This is a genomic window from Allobosea sp. 2KB_26, assembly GCF_052115715.1.
In the GTDB taxonomy this organism is placed as follows: domain Bacteria; phylum Pseudomonadota; class Alphaproteobacteria; order Rhizobiales; family Beijerinckiaceae; genus Allobosea.
In genome coordinates this window covers 242,905-259,240 of the sequence record NZ_JBFRHE010000007.1, presented here as the reverse complement: position 1 = coordinate 259,240, position 16,336 = coordinate 242,905, and the positions used below count along the sequence as shown (strand labels likewise).

The window sequence follows — 16,336 nt, the reverse complement described above, 5'->3', positions numbered from 1 at the left end:
TTGCGCGGAGTTGGCTCGATGAAAGGCTCAAAATCACTCTGGGTGATCGCCATTCTGGCCATGGGCGCCGTTGGCGCCGGCCTATGGCTGAAGCTCCCCAGCGCAAACCAGGGCAAGGACGGCGCCTCTCGCGCCACCACGACGCGCAGCGAAGCACCCGTTTCGGTCGTGACCGCCAAAGCGACAACGGACGATGTCCCCGTGCATAAGCGGGCCATCGGTTTCGTCGAATCCCCGGCGATCGTCACCGTCAAATCGCGACTCGATAGCCAGATCACCGAGCAGCACGTCAAGGATGGGCAATTCGTTAGGGCAGGCGACCTGCTCTTCACCCTCGACGACCGCGATCTGCGCACTCAGATTGCCAGGGATCAGGCCGCGCTCGCCCGCGACCAGGCGACCCATGACCGTGCCCAGGCCGACCTCGCCCGCTTCCAGCAATTGCTGGCCAAGAACGCCGGCACGCAGCAATCCGTGGACCAGGGTATTGCCGATGAGAAGACGGCAGCCGCGACGATCCTGGCGGACAAGGCAGCGCTTGAGTCAGACATGCTCAAGCTGAGCTATACCAAGATCACCTCACCGATCGATGGACGAGCGGGCGCCGTGCTGGTCACGCCGGGCAATCTCGTCAGCGCCAACAGCGCGGGCCCGGGCCTCGTCACGATCACGCAGGTCAAGCCGATCCGCGTCGCCTTCACCTTGCCCGAACGCGAGGTACCGATGTTGCAAGCGGCGCTCACGGCCGGCAAGGTTCTCAAGGTCACCGCGAAACCCGCCGACTCGCCGCGCCCGCCGGCAGAAGGAACCCTCACCTTCGTCGATTCCAGTGTGGACATCGCTTCCGGCACCATCGCGGCCAAGGCTGCTTTCGCCAATGCCGGCCTCTCGCTCTGGCCCGGCCAGTATGTCGATGTCACAGTCGAGGCCGACAGGCTCGACAATGCCACGATCATTCCGACGGTCGCCGTGCAGGTGGGGCAGAAGGGCTCCTATGTCTATGTCATCAAGCCGGACGACACGACCGACCTGAGGCAGGTCACCATCGCCCTCGTCGATGGCGACAGGACGGTGATCACGGACGGTGTTGCGGCAGGCGAGCGCGTGGTCGTCGACGGCCAGATGCGGCTCAAGCCGGGAGCCCGCGTCCGCGAACGCACTCCCCCCGGAGCGGATACCAAGCCCGCGGCAGGCAAGGAGACCATCGCCGACGGAGGCCGGCCATGAGCATCTCTGGCTTCTGCATCCGCCACCCCGTGGCGACCATTCTGATGTCGGTCTCGCTGGTCCTGGCAGGGCTCTTCGCCTATCGCTTCCTGCCGGTCGCGGCCCTGCCCCGCGCCGAATTCCCGGTTGTGAACGTCTCGGCGCAACTGCCCGGCGCCTCTCCCGACACCATGGCGACCTCAGTCGCGACGCCCTTGATCAAGCAATTCGCCACGATCGCGGGCATCGACAGCATCGCGACGACGAATTCCCAGGGCGCAACCTCGATCGCCATCCAGTTCGTGCTCAATCGCAACATCGACGCTGCCGCCGCCGATGTGCAGGCGGCGATTGCGCGCGCCCAGAAGCAGCTGCCGATCGAGATGACCGCGCCGCCGAGCTATCGCAAGGTGAACCCGGCAGATGCGCCGATCATCCTCCTCGCACTGAAGAGCGACATCATCCCGCTCTCGCAGCTCGATGCCTTCGCACAGCAGGTGATCTCGCCGGCCCTGTCGACCGTCGACGGGGTTGCGCAGGTTCTGATCTTCGGCACCCAGAAATACGCGGTGCGCATCCGCATCGACCCGACCGCGCTGGCGGCCCGCGGCATCGGCGTCGACACCTTGCAGAATGCGATCACCTCCGCCAACGACAATTCTCCGGTCGGCACGGTGCAGAACGACCGGCAGCAGCTGACGATCCAGGCCAGCACACAGCTCGCAAATGCAGCCCAGTTCGCCGATGTCATCATCGCCACGCGCAACGGCAAGCCGGTCCGCCTCGGCGATGTCGCGAAGGTGATCGACTCGGTCGAGAATACGCAGACAGCCAGCACCTATGACGGTATGCCGGCCGTCGTGCTCGCGGTGCAACGGCAGCCCGATGCCAACACCGTCGACGTCGTCGACAGGGTCAAGGCCATGCTGCCGGCGTTCCGCGAGCAATTGCCGGCGGCAGCGCAACTGGCGCAGCTCAATGACCGCTCAACCTCGATCCGCGCCGCGGTCGAGGATGTCCAGTTCACGCTGGGGCTGACCATCGTTCTGGTCATCATGGTGATCTTCGTCTTCCTGAGAAGGCTCACCGCGACCCTCATCCCGGCAGTTGCCGTACCGATCTCGATCATCTCGACGCTCGCGGCGATGTATGTGCTCGGCTTCTCCATCGACAACATCTCGCTGCTCGGCCTGACGCTCTCGGTCGGCCTCGTCGTCGACGACGCCATCGTCATGCTCGAGAACATCGTCCGGCACATGGAAGAGGATGGGCTCTCAGCCTTTGACGCCGCTCTCAAGGGCTCGCGCGAAATCGGCTTCACCATCATCTCGATCTCGCTCTCGCTTGTCGCGGTCTTCATCCCCGTGCTGTTGATGGGCGGCGTCATCGGGCGGATCTTCAACGAGTTCGCGGTCGTCGTCACCGTTGCGATCCTCGCCTCGGCCTTCGTGTCCCTGACACTGACGCCGATGCTCTGCTCGCGGCTCTTGACCAACGCCGATCAGCACGCTCCCGAGCACGGCCTCGGCCATATTCTCGAACGCGGCTTTGAGGGCATCCTGCGCGGCTATGACCGCGCGCTGACGCTCTGCCTGCGCGTGCAGCCACTGATGCTGGCCGCCTTCTTCGCAACTGTGATCGGCACGGTCTGGCTCTTCCAGACCGCGCCCAAGGGCTTCTTTCCGCAAGAGGATATCGGCCAGCTCCAGGTCGCGACCGAGGCGAGGCAGGATATCTCATTCACAGCGATGCAAAGGCTGCAGAAGGAGGTTGCCGACGTCTTCCGCAACTCGCCCTATGTCAGCCATGTCGCATCCTCTGTCGGCGGCGGAGGCGGAGGTGGCGGCAGCGGCGCGCTCAATGCCGGGCGCCTCTTCGTCGAGTTGAAGCCGAGAACCGAACGTCCTGCTCTGCAGACCGTGCTCTCCGACCTGCGCAGGCAGCTCGCACAGGTCGCCGGCATCAACGCCTTCATGACACCGGTTCAGAACCTCAATATCGGCGCTCGCGCCTCCAAGAGCCAATATCAGCTCGTGGTGCAAGGCCTCGACCAGGCGCAGATGAACGATTGGGCGCTGAAGCTCGCCGATGCGATGGGCCAGGATCGCGCGACCTTCACCGATGTCACGACCGATCTCCAGAACAACGCCCTGCAGGCGACCCTGGTCATCGACCGCGACAAGGCAAACTCGCTGCAGATCGGCGCCGACACCCTGCGCTCGACGCTCTATTCCGGCTTCGGCGTTCGTCAGGTCTCGACGATTTTCACCACCGGGGACAGCTACGAGGTGGTTGTCGAGTTCGACCCGGCCCTCGGCTGGACAGCCGACAAGCTCGACGCGATCCGCGTACGCGCCAGCAACGGCCTGCTCGTGCCGCTCGGAGCCTTCGCCCGCGTCGAGCGGACCGCCGGGCAGTTGACGGTAAACCAGCTCGGCCAGCTTCCGGCAGTGACCATTTCCTACAACCTGCCCGCAGGCGTCGCGCTCGGCGACAGCGTAACCAGGATCAACACGATCAAGACCGAGCTTGGGTTACCCACAACGCTCTCGACGACCCTTGCCGGCACCGCCAAGACCTTCCAGGATTCGCTCGCCAACCAGGGCCTGCTGATCGCCGGTGCGATCCTCACGATCTATATCGTGCTCGGCATCCTCTATGAGAGCTTCATTCATCCGCTGACGATCCTGACCGGCCTGCCCTCGGCGGCCATCGGCGCCCTGGCCGCGCTGCGCCTCTTCGGCCTCGATCTATCGGTGATCGCGATCATCGGCATGCTGATGCTGATCGGCATCGTCAAGAAGAACGCCATCATGATGATCGATGTTGCGCTCGTGCTGCAACGCGAGGGCGTGCCCTCTCAGGAGGCGATCCACCGCGCCTGCCTGATGCGTTTCCGCCCGATCCTGATGACGACGCTGGCGGCGCTGATGGGCACCTTGCCGATCGCACTCGGCGCCGGCGCCAGCGCCGAGCTGCGTCAGCCGCTCGGCATCGCGGTGGTCGGCGGACTGCTGATCTCGCAGGTGCTGACGCTCTTCATCACGCCGGTGCTGTTTCTCTACATGGAGCGGGTGTCGAAGGCCCTGACCATCGCGAAATGGGCGTATCCCAAGCCCACTATCACTTCCGTGCAGGATAGAACACGTCGGACATGATGAGCGCATCCGCCGTGCTCGGGCTGAACGCGGCCGGGATATCGTAGACCAGGACAAGTCGAAGCAGCGCCTTGACGTCGACGTCATGGGGCATGGCGGCAAGCGGATCGGGGAAGAAGATCAGCACATCGATCGTGCCCTCGGCGATCATCGCTCCGATCTGCTGATCGCCGCCGAGCGGGCCACTCTTCACCGTCTCGACGCTGACATCAGGGTGGCCCTGCTTCAGCACGGAGCCGGTCGTTGCCGTAGCGACAAGGCGATGCGCACTCAGCACATGGATGTTGCGCATCACCCAGGCCGCAAGATCGGGCTTCTTGCGGTCGTGGGCGATCAGGCCGATGCCGAGCCGTTTCGTCATGGCGGCCTTCCCTGTTCCAGTCCTGCTCGGGCTCAGACGACGCTGTCGCGCTCCGGCACGGGCTCGCCGCGCGAGACGCGAGCGATGTTGTCGAACATCCGCTTCACCGTCGGGGCGAAATTGTCGGACGCGATCGCCGCCAGATGCGGTGTCACAACAAGATTGTCGAGCCCGAGCAGCGGGCTGTCAGCCGGCAGCGGCTCGATCTCGAACACGTCCATCGCGGCGCCGGCGATCTCCTTGGCGCGCAAAGCCTCAATCAGGTCGTTCTCGGCGACGACACCACCGCGCGCCACGTTGATGAGCACCGCCGTCTTCTTCATCGCAGCGAAGGCGGACTTGTCGATCATGTTCGCCGTCTCCGGCGTCAGGGGGCAATGCAGCGAGACCACGTCGGACTTCGCCAGCAGTTCTGCCAGCGAAGCGTGTTTCACGCCAAGCTCGGCTTCCTCGGCTGCAGAGAGCGGCTGGCGCTTCGAATACAGGATGATGCAGCCGAAGCCCTTCAGCAATTTGGCGACATTCTGGCCGATGGCGCCGAAGCCGACGATCCCGACCGTCTTGCCGGACAGCGTGAAAGTGTCGCCCGGCAGGCGCCCGCCACGCCAGTCACCCTTCTTGAGTTCGGCATGGCCGAAGGAAATGTGACGCAGGGCCGAAAGCATCAGCCCGAGCGTGAACTCGGCAACCGGCACGGCATTGCTGCCCGTGGTGCGAGCGACCTTGATGCCGAGCTCCTGTGCGGCCCGAGTGTCGAGATTATCGACCCCGACGCCCCATTTGTGCAGCAGCTTGAGCTTCTTTGCCGCTTTCAACACCTCGGCATTAACGCCGACCTGTCCCGCAATCGCGTATTCCGCTTCGGCGATGATCTCCTTCATGTGATCGTCGCCGCGCGCCGTGCCGTGCGTCAGGACGAAGCCCGGCGGCAGCAACGCCCTGAGCTTGTCGGCCCGCTCGGGAGCCATGGGATCAAGGACGACGATGGTTTCTGACATGATGATAGTCCGATTGGCTTGAAAGAAATCAGGCAATGGTGAAGCGGACGCCGGCGCGTGCCAGTCCGCCGGAGATCGCGACGGGCGTTCCATCGGCACGCCAGCAGGCGGCGCCGGTGAGCGTTCCGTCGGAATTGAAGCCGATGGCATTCATGCCGCCGGCGACTCGCTGCACGCGAGCGATCTGGTGGCCGCGCGCAGTCAGTTCGCTGGCGACAGAATCCGGAATGGCGCTCTCGAGCTCGAGCGCCCCACCCTCCGTCCAGACACGCGGCGCCTCGACGGCTTCCTGCAGGCTCATGCCGTGGTCGATCAGGTTGACGATCGCCTGCAATGCCGAGGGGAAGATGCGCAGGCCGCCAGGCAGCCCGAGCGCGAAGGCAAGCTTGCCATCGCGCAGGACCATCATCGGCGCCATCGAGGTGAAGACCCGCTTGCCTGGCGCGATCGAGAGTGCGCGGCCGGGATGCGGATCGAAATTATACATATAGTTGTTGGTCAGCATCCCGGTGCCGGGAATCTGGGTGCAGGCGCCGAACAGGCCGTTGATCGTCTGGGTGGTCGCAACCACGTTGCCGGCCGCATCCGCAACCGTGACATGGGTGGTGTTGGCGGACTCGCCAGCGCTGAGACCGGCCGCCCAGGCCTTGGTATGGGTCATGTCGATATCGGCGCGGCGCTCATCGGCATAGGCCTTGGCCGTCAGACGCTCGACCGGCACCTTGACGAAGGCCGGGTCTGCGGTCGCCACCGCCCGGTCAGCGAAGGCGATCTTCAGGGCCTCGGCGACGAGATGCACGGCATCGCTCGAGCCGAATCCGAGCGCACCGATATCGTAGCCCTCGAGGATGTTCAGCATCTGCACGATATGGACGCCGGACGAGGATGGCGGCGGCGGACCGAGGATCTCGAAGCCGCGATAGCGACCACGCACCGGCTCACGCTCGATCACCTTGAAGGCGGCGAGGTCTGCCTGGTCGATCAACCCGCCACTGGCTGCCATGAAGGAGGTCAGCGCCGCGCCGAGCGGGCCGTCATAGAGCGCGGAGGGGCCGGTCTCGGCGATCAGCCGCAGGCTTGCGGCATAATCGCCCTGAACCAGCCGTTCATCCGCCGGCAGGGCCTTCCCGCCGGGCAGGAACAGTTCTGCGAGGCCCGGATCGCGTGCGAGATCCGGCGCGCAATCCGCGATGCAATCGGAGAGATAGGGGCTGACCACGAACCCGCGTTCGGCCAGCCGGATCGCGGGTTGCAGCACATCAGCGAGCGGCAGCGTGCCGAAGCGCGCCAGTGCCTCGCACCAGCCGGCGAGCGCACCGGGAACCGCGACGGCCTTGGGGCCGACGAGGTTCTCGCGGTCGCGCGTATCGCGCGCCTTGCCGACCTCGTGCGACAGCGCCTCATACATGTCGGCACTGGCCTTGCCCGGCGCGGTCGACAAACCGTCGAGCACGAGATGACGACCGTCAGCCAGCCGGATATGGGCAACACCGCCGCCGAGCACGCCGACCATCATCGGTTCGACGACGGTGAGCGCGAACAGCGAGGCGATGGCCGCATCGATGGCATTGCCGCCCGCGAGCAGCATGTGCGATCCCGCGGCCGAGGCGAGCGGATGATTGGTGACGACCATGCCGCGCGAGCCGGTGGCCGACAGCTTCTCGCAGGTGAAATTGGCGACGCGCGGGCCGCGCAGCTGGGCGTTCATCGTGTCTGTCCTCAGCCGTTCTGCTTCAGCGCCTCGAGCACCATCTTGGTGGCGCCGGAGATGTCGCCAAGCTTCTCGCCGGCCTTGACGCGCCCCTGAGTGCGTTCGCCACGCTCCTGCCGGGCCAGCGCCGCATCGGCAATCGCTTCAGCCTCATTTGCCGGCAGCACCAGCACGCCGGACTCGTCCGCGAGGATGATGTCCCCGGCCTTCACCGCAACATTGCCGCAGGAGATCGGCAGGTTCAGCGTGCCGCCGAGATTGTAGAGCCGGGTCGTGATCGGCGACATGCCGCGGCACCACATCGGGAAATCGCTGTCTTCGATCTCGGTCAGATCCGTGCAGGGCCCGTCGACGATGCCGCCGATCGCGCCGGCCGCCTTGGCCGCCACGGTGACGCCACCGCCCCAGCAGGCATGCTTGTCATCGCCGAGCCGATCGACCACGAGGATGTCGCCGGGGCGCAGCAGCCCGAGCGCGTGGTGCAGAAGCGTCGAATCCTGCCCGGGAATGGCGAGCGTCACGGCTGCGCCGGCGATACGCTTGTTGCGCAGCAAGGGCTGGATGCCGCGGTCCATGAACCCCCAGTGCTGGGAATGGCCGATGGTGGCGGTTTCAACGCGGCTGAGCTTCTCGGCAAGGGCCGGCGAGATCTGCTGCGGCATAGCTTCGATGCGGTAGTCGGGCATGGTTTTCTCCTATTGGCCGACGGCGCGCGCGACGCCGACGAGACGTTCGACCAGAACGACGATGATGAGGGTTGCGACGATCAGGATCACCGACAGGGCCGCGACGAGCGGATCGGTGCGTCCTTCGACATAGCGCACCATCTCGACCGGCAGCGTCGAAGCGCGCGGACCGGAGAGGAAGAGCGAGATCACGGTCTCGTCGAAGGACAGCAGGAAGGACAGGGCGCCGCAGGCAATCAGGCCGGGCGTGGCGAGCGGCAGCGTCACACGCCAGATCACCCGCCAGGGCTTTGCCCCCAGCGTCGAGGCAGCCGCTTCGATATCATCCGGCAGCGTCGAGAACGCTGTCGTCATCATCCGGATCACGAAAGGCAGCGTCACGGTCATGTGGCCGAGCACAAGCCCGGGCAAGGTCGCAGTCAGCCTGAGCGGGGTGAAGAACAACAGAAGCGCAAGGCCCACAATCAAGGTGGGCAACAGCAACGGCGCGAGAAAGAAGTTCTTCAGCGCCTCCTGGCCGCGAAACCGCCCCTTGTCCAGCGCCAGCGCCGCCGGCACACCGAGCAGCAGCGACAGCGCCGTGACCAGACAGGCGATCTGAGCGCTGAGGACGACGGCGTTCAGCAGTGGTGTGTTGCCGGCGAGTTGCTGGAACCAGCGCAGTGAATAGCCGGACGGCGGGAACAGGATGAAATTGTCCGCCGAGAAGGCGAGTGCCACGACGACGACGATCGGCGCCAGGATCAGGGCGTAGACGATACCTGCGAGCGTCGAGAGGACGGGTCCGGCGCCGTTCATCGTTGCAGCCTCCGCGCCGCGACATTGGAGAACATGAGCAGCGCCAGCAGCAGCACGAGCGTGTAGATCGCCAGTACGGCGGCGACCGGCCAGTTGGTGTTCGTCGTCGCCTGCTCGAAGATCTCCGTCGCCAGCACGAAGACCCGACCGCCGCCGAGCAGCTTGGGCGTGATATAGGCCGACATCGAGAGCACGAAGCCCAGGCCAGCCGCGAGCGCGAGCGCCGGCAGGCTCAGCGGCAAGGTCACCCGCAGGAACGTGCGCAGCGGCGTGCAGCCCAGGCTGCGCGCCGCCTCCTCCAGCGTGCGGTCGAGCCGGCCGAAACCGGCGAGCAGCGCGAGGATCATATAGGGCATGATGCTCTCGGCGAGGCCGATGGTGACGCCCGTCCAGTTGAAGACCAGACGCATCGGCGTCGAGATCAGCCCTAGCCACTGAGCAAGGGAATTGACGAGCCCGCGATCCCCCAGGATGGCGAGCCAGCCGAAAACGCGTACCACGCCGGAGACCAGCATCGGCATGATCGCGATCACGGCCAGCAGGCCGCGAAAGCGCGACTGCGTCCGGAACAGGAACAGCGAGACCGGATAGGCCATGCACAGCGCGATCAGTGTCGCGCTCAGCGAGAGCCAGAGCGAGTTGAGCGTCAGCTCGATCGTGAAGGAATCAGCGAGGACTTCGCCGGTCGTCTTGAGCGACCAGGCCTCGATCATCGCCCCCGTTGGCCCGACCTCGTTGAAGGCGGTGCGAAACAGCCCGAGGGTCGGCCAAACATAGACGGCGAGAAGAAGGAGCGCCGCCGGGACGACCAGCCAAGGCAGGCGCGAGCCGGCAGTCATGTTGCCTCGCGTGGGAAGAGCAGCGTGTCTCCGGCCTGCCAGAGTACGGCGACCTCGGTCCCGGCCGCTGGCGGCTTCGTGCCGGATTGCATCTCGACGCTGAGCTGCCCCCCTGCCCCCTCGACGATGACCTCGACATGATCTCCGACGAAGACGCTGCGCAGAACCCGCCCGGTCAGCTGGACCATGCCCTCGCCCGACGGCTCGCCGGATGCGGCGAGCCGGATGCGCTGCGGCCGCACGAAGACGTCGACCTCGCCGTCGGCTGGAGCGGTGGCCGGCAAGGTCACTCCCCAGACGCTGATGGCGCCTGCCCCGTTCCGCATGGCCGGCAGCACATTGGCGCGCCCGACGAAATCGGCGACGAAGCGGGTCGCAGGTCGCTCGTAGATATCCTCCGGCGTGCCGATCTGTTCGATCCGCCCGCGCTTCATCACCGCGATCCGATCGCACATCGTCAGCGCCTCGACCTGATCGTGAGTGACGAAGAGCGTGGTGATGCCAAGCGAGCGCTGGATGTCGCGGATCTCGTGGCGCATCGCGTCACGCAGCTTGGCGTCGAGATTGGACAGGGATTCGTCGAGCAGCAGCACGGACGGGCGAATGACGAGCGCCCGCGCCAGCGCCACGCGCTGCTGTTGACCGCCTGACAATTCGCGGGGGCGCCTGCCCTCGAGGCCGGAAAGGCGCACCATGCCGAGCGCCTCTTCAACGCGCCGCGCCGTCTCAGGGCGCGGCACCCGCCTTTCCTCGAGACCGAAGCCCACATTGCGGGCAACGCTCAGATGCGGAAACAGCGCATAAGACTGGAAGACATAGCCCATATTGCGCTTATGGGCCGGCTGGCGCGTGATCTCGGCACCGTCGAGGCGGATCGAGCCCGCGTCGGGATCGATCAGGCCGGCAAGCATGCGCAGCGTCGTGGTCTTGCCGCAGCCGGAGGGGCCGAGGAGAGCGACGGCCTCGCCCTTCTCGACCGAAAGCGCGACGTCATCGACGGCGACGGAATCGCGATAGCGCTTCTGCAGGCCGGCGAGTTCGAGATAGCTCATGGCAGGCTGCGATCCCGGCTCAGCGACCTGCCGCAGCGATGACTTCGCGCCGCCAGCGATTGTTCCACTGATCGCGCATCTTCAGGACCTCGTTCCAGTCGACGCCGATCATCCGGCCCCGGCTTTCCGGGGCTGCAGCGGTGCGTGCCAGCGCCTTGGCGTCGATCGCTGCCTTGGCGTTTGTCGGCGCATAGAACATCCGCTCGGTGAACGCCTTCTGAGCAGCTTGCGCCAGCGCAAAATTGACGAAGGCGATCGCGGCGGCCCGGTTCTTCGAGCCGGCAGTCAGGTTGATGGTGTTGATCTGGAAGACCGATCCTTCGGGTGGCAGCAGCGCGGCGATCTTGCCGCCGGTCTGGTCGCCATAGAGCTGCGCACGGGCGTTCCAGCCGGTCGCGACTTTCACCACTCCGTTCAGGATCAGCGAATAGCCATCGGGGTTGGGCTCGAACGTATTCACCGAAGGGGCGAGAGCGCGCAGCTTCTTGATCGCCGCATCGATCGACTTGCGGTAGTCGCCGCCCTCCATCTTCTCGACCATGGCGGTGAGCGCAAGTCCCTGGATGTTCGGCGGCGCCGCAAGTGCGACCTGACCCTTGAGATCCGGACGCCAGAGGTCGGCGAGCTTTTCGATGGGCGGCTTCAGATTCTGCGTGTCATAAACGAGCACGAGATGGTCGAAGGTCACGGCCGGGCCGTAATCGCCTCCGGCCGCGCGGGCCTCCGGATGGAGTTCGTTCAGCGACGGAACTTCTGCGGGCGTCAGCTTCTCGAACAGTCCTTCGATATTGCCGATGCTGGAGGTGGTGACATCCATGATCGCCACATCGACCTGCGGATCAGCCTTCTGGGCTCGGACGCTGCCGACCATCTGGGCCGAGGTACCGCCCGGCACGTAGTTCACCTTCACGCCGGGAAAGGCCTGCTGGAACGGTTCGACCACCGCCTTGACGTAGTTGTCCTGGAAGATCCCGGAATAGGACATCAGCGTGATCGAGCCGCTGAGCCCCTGGGCCCTGACGAGAGCCGGGGCAGCGATCGTCGCAAGCCCGGTCTGAAGAACAAGACGACGTGTCGGCATGGAAGCTTCCCCTCTTGTCATGGCCACATGCGAGGCGGCCGCAATGTCGTAGCCAGCGCCCGCTGACTTGTCATGGCGCGGCGGCGCTGGAGACCCATGCGCCGCCGTACGGATATCAGCGGGTCAGGCTCAGCCGTCGACCTTGCTGGCGAAATGGGCCACGAAACGGGCGCAGATCTCGGTGAGCTTCTCGGAGAGCGCAGCCCCCGTTTCGGCCGAGCACAGCTTCGGATCCCCCTTGGCGACGCCAAGATTGTAGACCTCGTCATACTCGTTGGGCATCGCCACCTCGGCGCCCTCGAAGCTCGCCGTGCCAAGCCCGGTGAACTGCAGGTCGAGCACGGGATCGCGCTTCAGCGGCTGGCCGGCCGGGATCAGGTCCTTGCGCATCAACTCCGGGAACAGGTGCAGCCCGAGGCTGGTCAGCGGGTCGGCACCATGACCGGCCACGGCAGCCGCCTTCTCCGCGCCGAGAATGCCCGGCAGCAGCCCGTAGGCGATGCGCCAGAGATACAGGCTCGGCAGGACGATCTGCTCGCGCTGGTAAAGCTCGCGCGCCACATCGGAGATCGGACCGACATTGCCGCCATGGCCGTTGATCACGATGATGCGGGTCAGGCCATTGCGATGCAGCGAATCGACCATCTCGGCGATCACGGCCGTCAAGGTCGACTGCGAGATGGCAATGCCACCGACCATCGGACCGAACCAGTCGGCGCCGCCGAAGGGCAGGACGGGAGCGACCAGCGTTCGCACGCCCCGCTCCGAGGCGCGGATCGCCGCGAGCTCGGCAATCTTCTCAGCGAGGAGATAGTCGCCCATCGGAGCGTGCGGGCCCTGGTCCTCATGACTGCCCATCGGCAGCAGGATGACGGGGTTTTCTTCGAGGATCTCGCGCGCCTCTCCGCCGGTGATCGTACCCATGTGAACGAGAGGAGTTGTCTTGGTGGCCATTGGCTTCATCCTGGATATGCGAGGAAGTTCGCGGTGAGGATCGTGATGGGAAGGCTCTGCATCTCAGCGGTCGGCGGTTCGGGGATCGACGGCGTCGCGCAGGGCATCGCAGAGCAGATTGATGGCGAGGATGGTCAGCGTCAGCGCCGCGCAAGGCCAAAGCAGCAGCAGCGGCGCCTGCTCCATCGTGGCGCGCGCTCCCCTGATCATCAGCCCCCAGGAGGGCGCCGGCGGAACGACGCCAAGTCCGAGGAAGGACAGGCCGCTTTCGATGACGACGGCAGCCGCTACCGTCAGCGACAGCTGCACCAGGAGCGGACCGGCAATATTAGGAAGCACGGTGCGGAGCAGGATGCGTCGGGGCGTGGCGCCGAACGCCCGCGCGGCCTCGACATATTCGCGCGACCGCACCGCGAGCACTTCCGCATAAGCGACGCGCGCAAATCCCGGCAGATAGAGAACCGACAGGACGAGGACCAGTGTCGCCGCGCCCGGCCCGAGCAGAGTGACGACCAGCAGGGCGAGCAGCACCGGCGGAAAGCACATGATGATCTCGACGCTGCGCACCGTCAGGAACGCGCCGAGCCCCTTGCCCCAGCCCCCGATCAGGCCGATCGCGGTGCCGACTGTTCCCGCAACCAAGGCAGCGACGAAGGCGACGCCCAGACTTGTGCGCGCGCCCCAGATCAAGCGCGACAGCACATCGCGGCCGAACTCGTCACGGCCGAGCCAGGACCCTGCGTTCGGCGCAGCGAGCCGCCGGGCAATGTCCTGCCGGACCGGATCCGGCAAGCCGAGAAACGGGGCGGCGAGAGCGATCAGGATGATCAGGGCGACAAGGGCGCCGGGAAACCAGAGCCGTTTCATCCCGCCTGCACCCTCGGATCAACGATCGCGTGAAGAATCTCGACCAAAAGGTTGATCAGCAGGAACAACACCGAGATGGTGAGAATGATTCCGACCACCATCGGATAGTCGCGCGCCTCGACGGCCCGCAGCAGCGGCGTCGACAGGCCCGGCCAGTTGAACACGTATTCGACGAGTACGGTGCCGCCCAGCAAGGTTCCCATTTGCAGGCCGAGCACGGTCAGGACCGGGTTGAGCGCATTGCGCAGCACGTGGACGACCAGGATGCGCGCCTGCGACAGTCCCTTTGCGCGGGCAGTGCGGACATAGTCATTGGCCAGAGCATCCAGCATCGAAGCACGCGTCATGCGGAACAGGATGGCGGCCAGGCCCTTGCCGACCGCGATGGCCGGCAGCGTGAGCAGTTTGAGATGCTGGGCCGGGTCCTGGGTGAAGGGCACGAACCCGCCGGCCGGCATCAGCCGCAGGGTCTGCGCCATCAGCAGCACGAGCAATGTTCCCACCACGAAAACCGGCACGGCCAGCAGAAGCGCCGTGACGCCCGAAGCGATGCGATCGAAGCGCCCGCCCCGATGAAGAGCCGCATAGACGCCGGAGGGCACGCCGACGGCGATGCCGATCAAGGTGCCGGCGAGAATGAGCTCCAGCGTGCGCGGCAGGCGCAGGGCGATCTCGCTCAGCACCGGATAATCATCGACCAGGGAATGCCCGAGATTGCCTTGCATGAGGCCGGCGAGGAAGGCGCCGTACTGCGCCAGCAACGGCCGCTCCAGCCCAAGCTTTTCACGCAACTCCGCGACAGCCGCTGGATCGGGCGAGATACCTCCCGTCGAAAGCAGCAATTCGGCGGGGTCGCCTGGCACCATGTGCAGGGCGAGAAAGACGATCGTTGCAACGACCCAGGCCAGGCCGAGCGAAACCGCGAGGCGGCGCGCGAACCAGGTCGCGCTCATCCGAAATAAGTCTCTTCGAGCGTCGCTCCCGACGACGTGGTGAGCGCGCCGGGCAGGTTGGTGAAGCCCATCACGCCCTTGTCCATGCCATAGCCTTGCGAGCGCCAGGCGAGGCCGACAAGGGGCACCTCCTCGAGCGCCGCGCGCTGCATCTCCTTGTAGATCTCGACCCGTTTGGCCTGGTCGAACTCGGAACGCCCCTTGGCGAGCGCCGCAATCGTGCGCGGTGCATCGACCTTGAAGGAGCGGCCATGGGTCGGCGATAACGAGGTGTCGAGCACCACCGTAAGACCGTCAGGATCGTTGTTGTCCGACGAGACGCCGTGGATCGCCATGTCGTACTGGCCCCGCGTGCCGCGGCTCACCCGGGTCGACCAGTCCGGCAGCTGCAGCTCGCACTGGATGCCGACGGCGGCGAGATGCTGCTGCACCACCTCGGCCGTGTCCTTGTGCATGCCGAACTGCGAGGTCGCGAGCAGCGTCGACTGGAAGCCATTGGCGAACCCCGCCTCGGCGAGCAGCGCCTTGGCCCGGGCCGGATCATAGTTCCAGCCATGCGCCAGTTCCTTGTCGTACCAGGGCGTGCCCTCGACGATCGGCAGGCCCTCTAGCGGCTTGCCGCGCCCGAAAAAGGCGGCCTTGACGATATCGTCGCGCTTCACGGCATGGGCGATGGCCCGGCGCACACGGGGATCGTTGAACGGCGGCTTGGTGCCGTTGAAGAGGATGTCCATGAACGGCCCCTCGACCGAATCCAGCTTCAGCCTGGGGTCGGCCTCGACCGCGGACATCGACTGCCACGGCACATACTCGATCATGTCGACATCGCCGGACTGCAGCGCGGCGAAGCGCAGGTTCTCGTCGGCATAGACGACGAACTTGATGCCCTTCACCTTCGGAAAACCGGGCTTGTAGAACTTGTCGAAAGCGATGAGATCGAGCGAGGTCCCGCGCTCCTGTCCGACCAGTTTGAAGGGGCCTGCTCCGACCGGCTCGTTCGGCGCCGATTTCCGCCAGATCACGAAAGTGTTGTAGTTGCCGAACCAGCTCGGCAACGTCGCCTGCGGCAGCGCGGTGACAAGCCGGATGGTCTTCGGGTCGGGAATCTCAACGCGCTCGATCCCCTGGAACTGGGTGCGCATATAGGCGGTCGACTTCTCGCCGGCGATCTGCTCGATCGACCACTTGACGTCCTCGGCCGTGACCGGTTCGCCATTATGAAAGACGCAGCCCTGCCGCAGCTTGAAGACCCAGGCGCCATCGCTGTCGCGCGACCAGGACTCGGCCAACTCGCCTCGCAACTCGCCCTTGCTGTCATAGGAGACGAGGCTGCGATGCGTGAGCATCTTCACCGTGCCGGCCGAGGCTCCGGTGCTGACCCAGGGCTGCAGATTGGGCGGAAAGGCGGAAAGCCCGTAGCGCAGGATACCGCTCGCACGCTGCGCGCGCCCCGGCATCGACATGAACGGCAGGGCAAGCCCGGCCTGGAGGATGGCACGACGCGTCGTGGTCATGAAACGATCTCCCCGCACCGGGCCACGAAGGTCGCCGGTCCTTTACAAGTAGCGAGTTGAAAACTTGTCTGTCAACGCGCGCCCTGCGTGATTATGCGCCCTTGCACGCTCAAAAATAGCGCGATCCGATAGTCGTAGAGCCAAGTCGCTTTGCAGGT

General features: G+C 65.5%; 14 protein-coding genes. 2 read left to right on the top strand and 12 right to left on the bottom strand.

What is annotated here, in order from left to right; all coding sequences use genetic code 11:
• Window positions 1-18 precede the first annotated feature (18 nt).
• Entirely contained in the window at window positions 19-1,227 is a 1,209-nt protein-coding gene (locus tag AB4099_RS20285; RefSeq protein WP_441479378.1) for an efflux RND transporter periplasmic adaptor subunit, read from the top strand.
• Window positions 1,224-4,364, top strand: a complete 3,141-nt coding sequence (locus tag AB4099_RS20280; protein WP_441479377.1) for an efflux RND transporter permease subunit — start codon at window positions 1,224-1,226, stop codon at window positions 4,362-4,364. Before AB4099_RS20285 ends, AB4099_RS20280 begins: the two co-directional genes overlap by 4 nt.
• Here AB4099_RS20280 and AB4099_RS20275 read toward each other — a convergent pair.
• The 12 genes from AB4099_RS20275 to AB4099_RS20220 form a co-directional block, all read right to left on the bottom strand.
• On the bottom strand, window positions 4,330-4,725 hold the full coding sequence (locus AB4099_RS20275; protein ID WP_113515922.1) for a methylglyoxal synthase: 396 nt from the start codon (window positions 4,723-4,725) through the stop codon (window positions 4,330-4,332). The genes AB4099_RS20280 and AB4099_RS20275 overlap by 35 nt on opposite strands.
• A 32-nt stretch (window positions 4,726-4,757) precedes the next feature.
• Window positions 4,758-5,723 (bottom strand): 2-hydroxyacid dehydrogenase, encoded by a 966-nt coding sequence (locus tag AB4099_RS20270; RefSeq protein WP_441479376.1) that lies wholly within the window; start codon window positions 5,721-5,723, stop codon window positions 4,758-4,760.
• A 28-nt stretch (window positions 5,724-5,751) separates the two neighbouring features.
• Entirely contained in the window at window positions 5,752-7,431 is a 1,680-nt protein-coding gene (gene ggt, locus AB4099_RS20265; protein WP_441479375.1) for a gamma-glutamyltransferase, read from the bottom strand.
• Window positions 7,432-7,442: 11 nt separating this feature from the next.
• Window positions 7,443-8,120, bottom strand: a complete 678-nt coding sequence (locus AB4099_RS20260) for an RraA family protein (protein ID WP_113515920.1) — start codon at window positions 8,118-8,120, stop codon at window positions 7,443-7,445.
• 9 nt (window positions 8,121-8,129) lie between these two features.
• Window positions 8,130-8,918 (bottom strand): ABC transporter permease, encoded by a 789-nt coding sequence (locus AB4099_RS20255; RefSeq protein ID WP_113515919.1) that lies wholly within the window; start codon window positions 8,916-8,918, stop codon window positions 8,130-8,132.
• Entirely contained in the window at window positions 8,915-9,757 is an 843-nt protein-coding gene (locus AB4099_RS20250) for an ABC transporter permease (RefSeq protein WP_113515918.1), read from the bottom strand. Before AB4099_RS20250 ends, AB4099_RS20255 begins: the two co-directional genes overlap by 4 nt.
• Complete coding sequence (locus AB4099_RS20245) at window positions 9,754-10,809, bottom strand: ABC transporter ATP-binding protein (protein WP_113515917.1); 1,056 nt, start codon at window positions 10,807-10,809, stop codon at window positions 9,754-9,756. The genes AB4099_RS20250 and AB4099_RS20245 overlap by 4 nt, the downstream gene beginning before the upstream one ends.
• Before the next feature lie 19 nt (window positions 10,810-10,828).
• Window positions 10,829-11,890 carry an extracellular solute-binding protein gene (locus tag AB4099_RS20240; RefSeq protein WP_069880399.1) on the bottom strand — a complete coding sequence of 354 codons (1,062 nt, stop codon included), beginning with the start codon at window positions 11,888-11,890 and terminating at the stop codon, window positions 10,829-10,831.
• 129 nt (window positions 11,891-12,019) lie between these two features.
• Window positions 12,020-12,844, bottom strand: a complete 825-nt coding sequence (locus tag AB4099_RS20235; protein WP_113515915.1) for a creatininase family protein — start codon at window positions 12,842-12,844, stop codon at window positions 12,020-12,022.
• A 63-nt stretch (window positions 12,845-12,907) separates the two neighbouring features.
• Entirely contained in the window at window positions 12,908-13,711 is an 804-nt protein-coding gene (locus tag AB4099_RS20230) for an ABC transporter permease (protein WP_113515914.1), read from the bottom strand.
• A complete protein-coding gene (locus AB4099_RS20225) occupies window positions 13,708-14,664 on the bottom strand; it encodes an ABC transporter permease (RefSeq protein ID WP_113515913.1) in 957 nt (318 codons plus the stop codon). Before AB4099_RS20225 ends, AB4099_RS20230 begins: the two co-directional genes overlap by 4 nt.
• Window positions 14,661-16,178, bottom strand: coding sequence for an ABC transporter substrate-binding protein (locus AB4099_RS20220; protein WP_441479374.1), 1,518 nt, complete (start codon window positions 16,176-16,178; stop codon window positions 14,661-14,663). Before AB4099_RS20220 ends, AB4099_RS20225 begins: the two co-directional genes overlap by 4 nt.
• Between the last annotated feature and the right edge of the window lie 158 nt (window positions 16,179-16,336).

Coding starts and splice junctions, on each gene's coding strand:
- AB4099_RS20280 (WP_441479377.1), top strand. CDS start 1,224: ATGAGCATCTCTGGCTTCTGCATCCGCCACCCCGTGGCGACCATTCTG.
- AB4099_RS20245 (WP_113515917.1), bottom strand. CDS start 10,809: ATGAGCTATCTCGAACTCGCCGGCCTGCAGAAGCGCTATCGCGATTCC.
- AB4099_RS20255 (WP_113515919.1), bottom strand. CDS start 8,918: ATGAACGGCGCCGGACCCGTCCTCTCGACGCTCGCAGGTATCGTCTAC.
- AB4099_RS20275 (WP_113515922.1), bottom strand. CDS start 4,725: ATGACGAAACGGCTCGGCATCGGCCTGATCGCCCACGACCGCAAGAAG.
- AB4099_RS20250 (WP_113515918.1), bottom strand. CDS start 9,757: ATGACTGCCGGCTCGCGCCTGCCTTGGCTGGTCGTCCCGGCGGCGCTC.
- ggt (WP_441479375.1), bottom strand. CDS start 7,431: ATGAACGCCCAGCTGCGCGGCCCGCGCGTCGCCAATTTCACCTGCGAG.
- AB4099_RS20220 (WP_441479374.1), bottom strand. CDS start 16,178: ATGACCACGACGCGTCGTGCCATCCTCCAGGCCGGGCTTGCCCTGCCG.
- AB4099_RS20270 (WP_441479376.1), bottom strand. CDS start 5,723: ATGTCAGAAACCATCGTCGTCCTTGATCCCATGGCTCCCGAGCGGGCC.
- AB4099_RS20230 (WP_113515914.1), bottom strand. CDS start 13,711: ATGAAACGGCTCTGGTTTCCCGGCGCCCTTGTCGCCCTGATCATCCTG.
- AB4099_RS20285 (WP_441479378.1), top strand. CDS start 19: ATGAAAGGCTCAAAATCACTCTGGGTGATCGCCATTCTGGCCATGGGC.
- AB4099_RS20240 (WP_069880399.1), bottom strand. CDS start 11,890: ATGCCGACACGTCGTCTTGTTCTTCAGACCGGGCTTGCGACGATCGCT.
- AB4099_RS20260 (WP_113515920.1), bottom strand. CDS start 8,120: ATGCCCGACTACCGCATCGAAGCTATGCCGCAGCAGATCTCGCCGGCC.
- AB4099_RS20235 (WP_113515915.1), bottom strand. CDS start 12,844: ATGGCCACCAAGACAACTCCTCTCGTTCACATGGGTACGATCACCGGC.
- AB4099_RS20225 (WP_113515913.1), bottom strand. CDS start 14,664: ATGAGCGCGACCTGGTTCGCGCGCCGCCTCGCGGTTTCGCTCGGCCTG.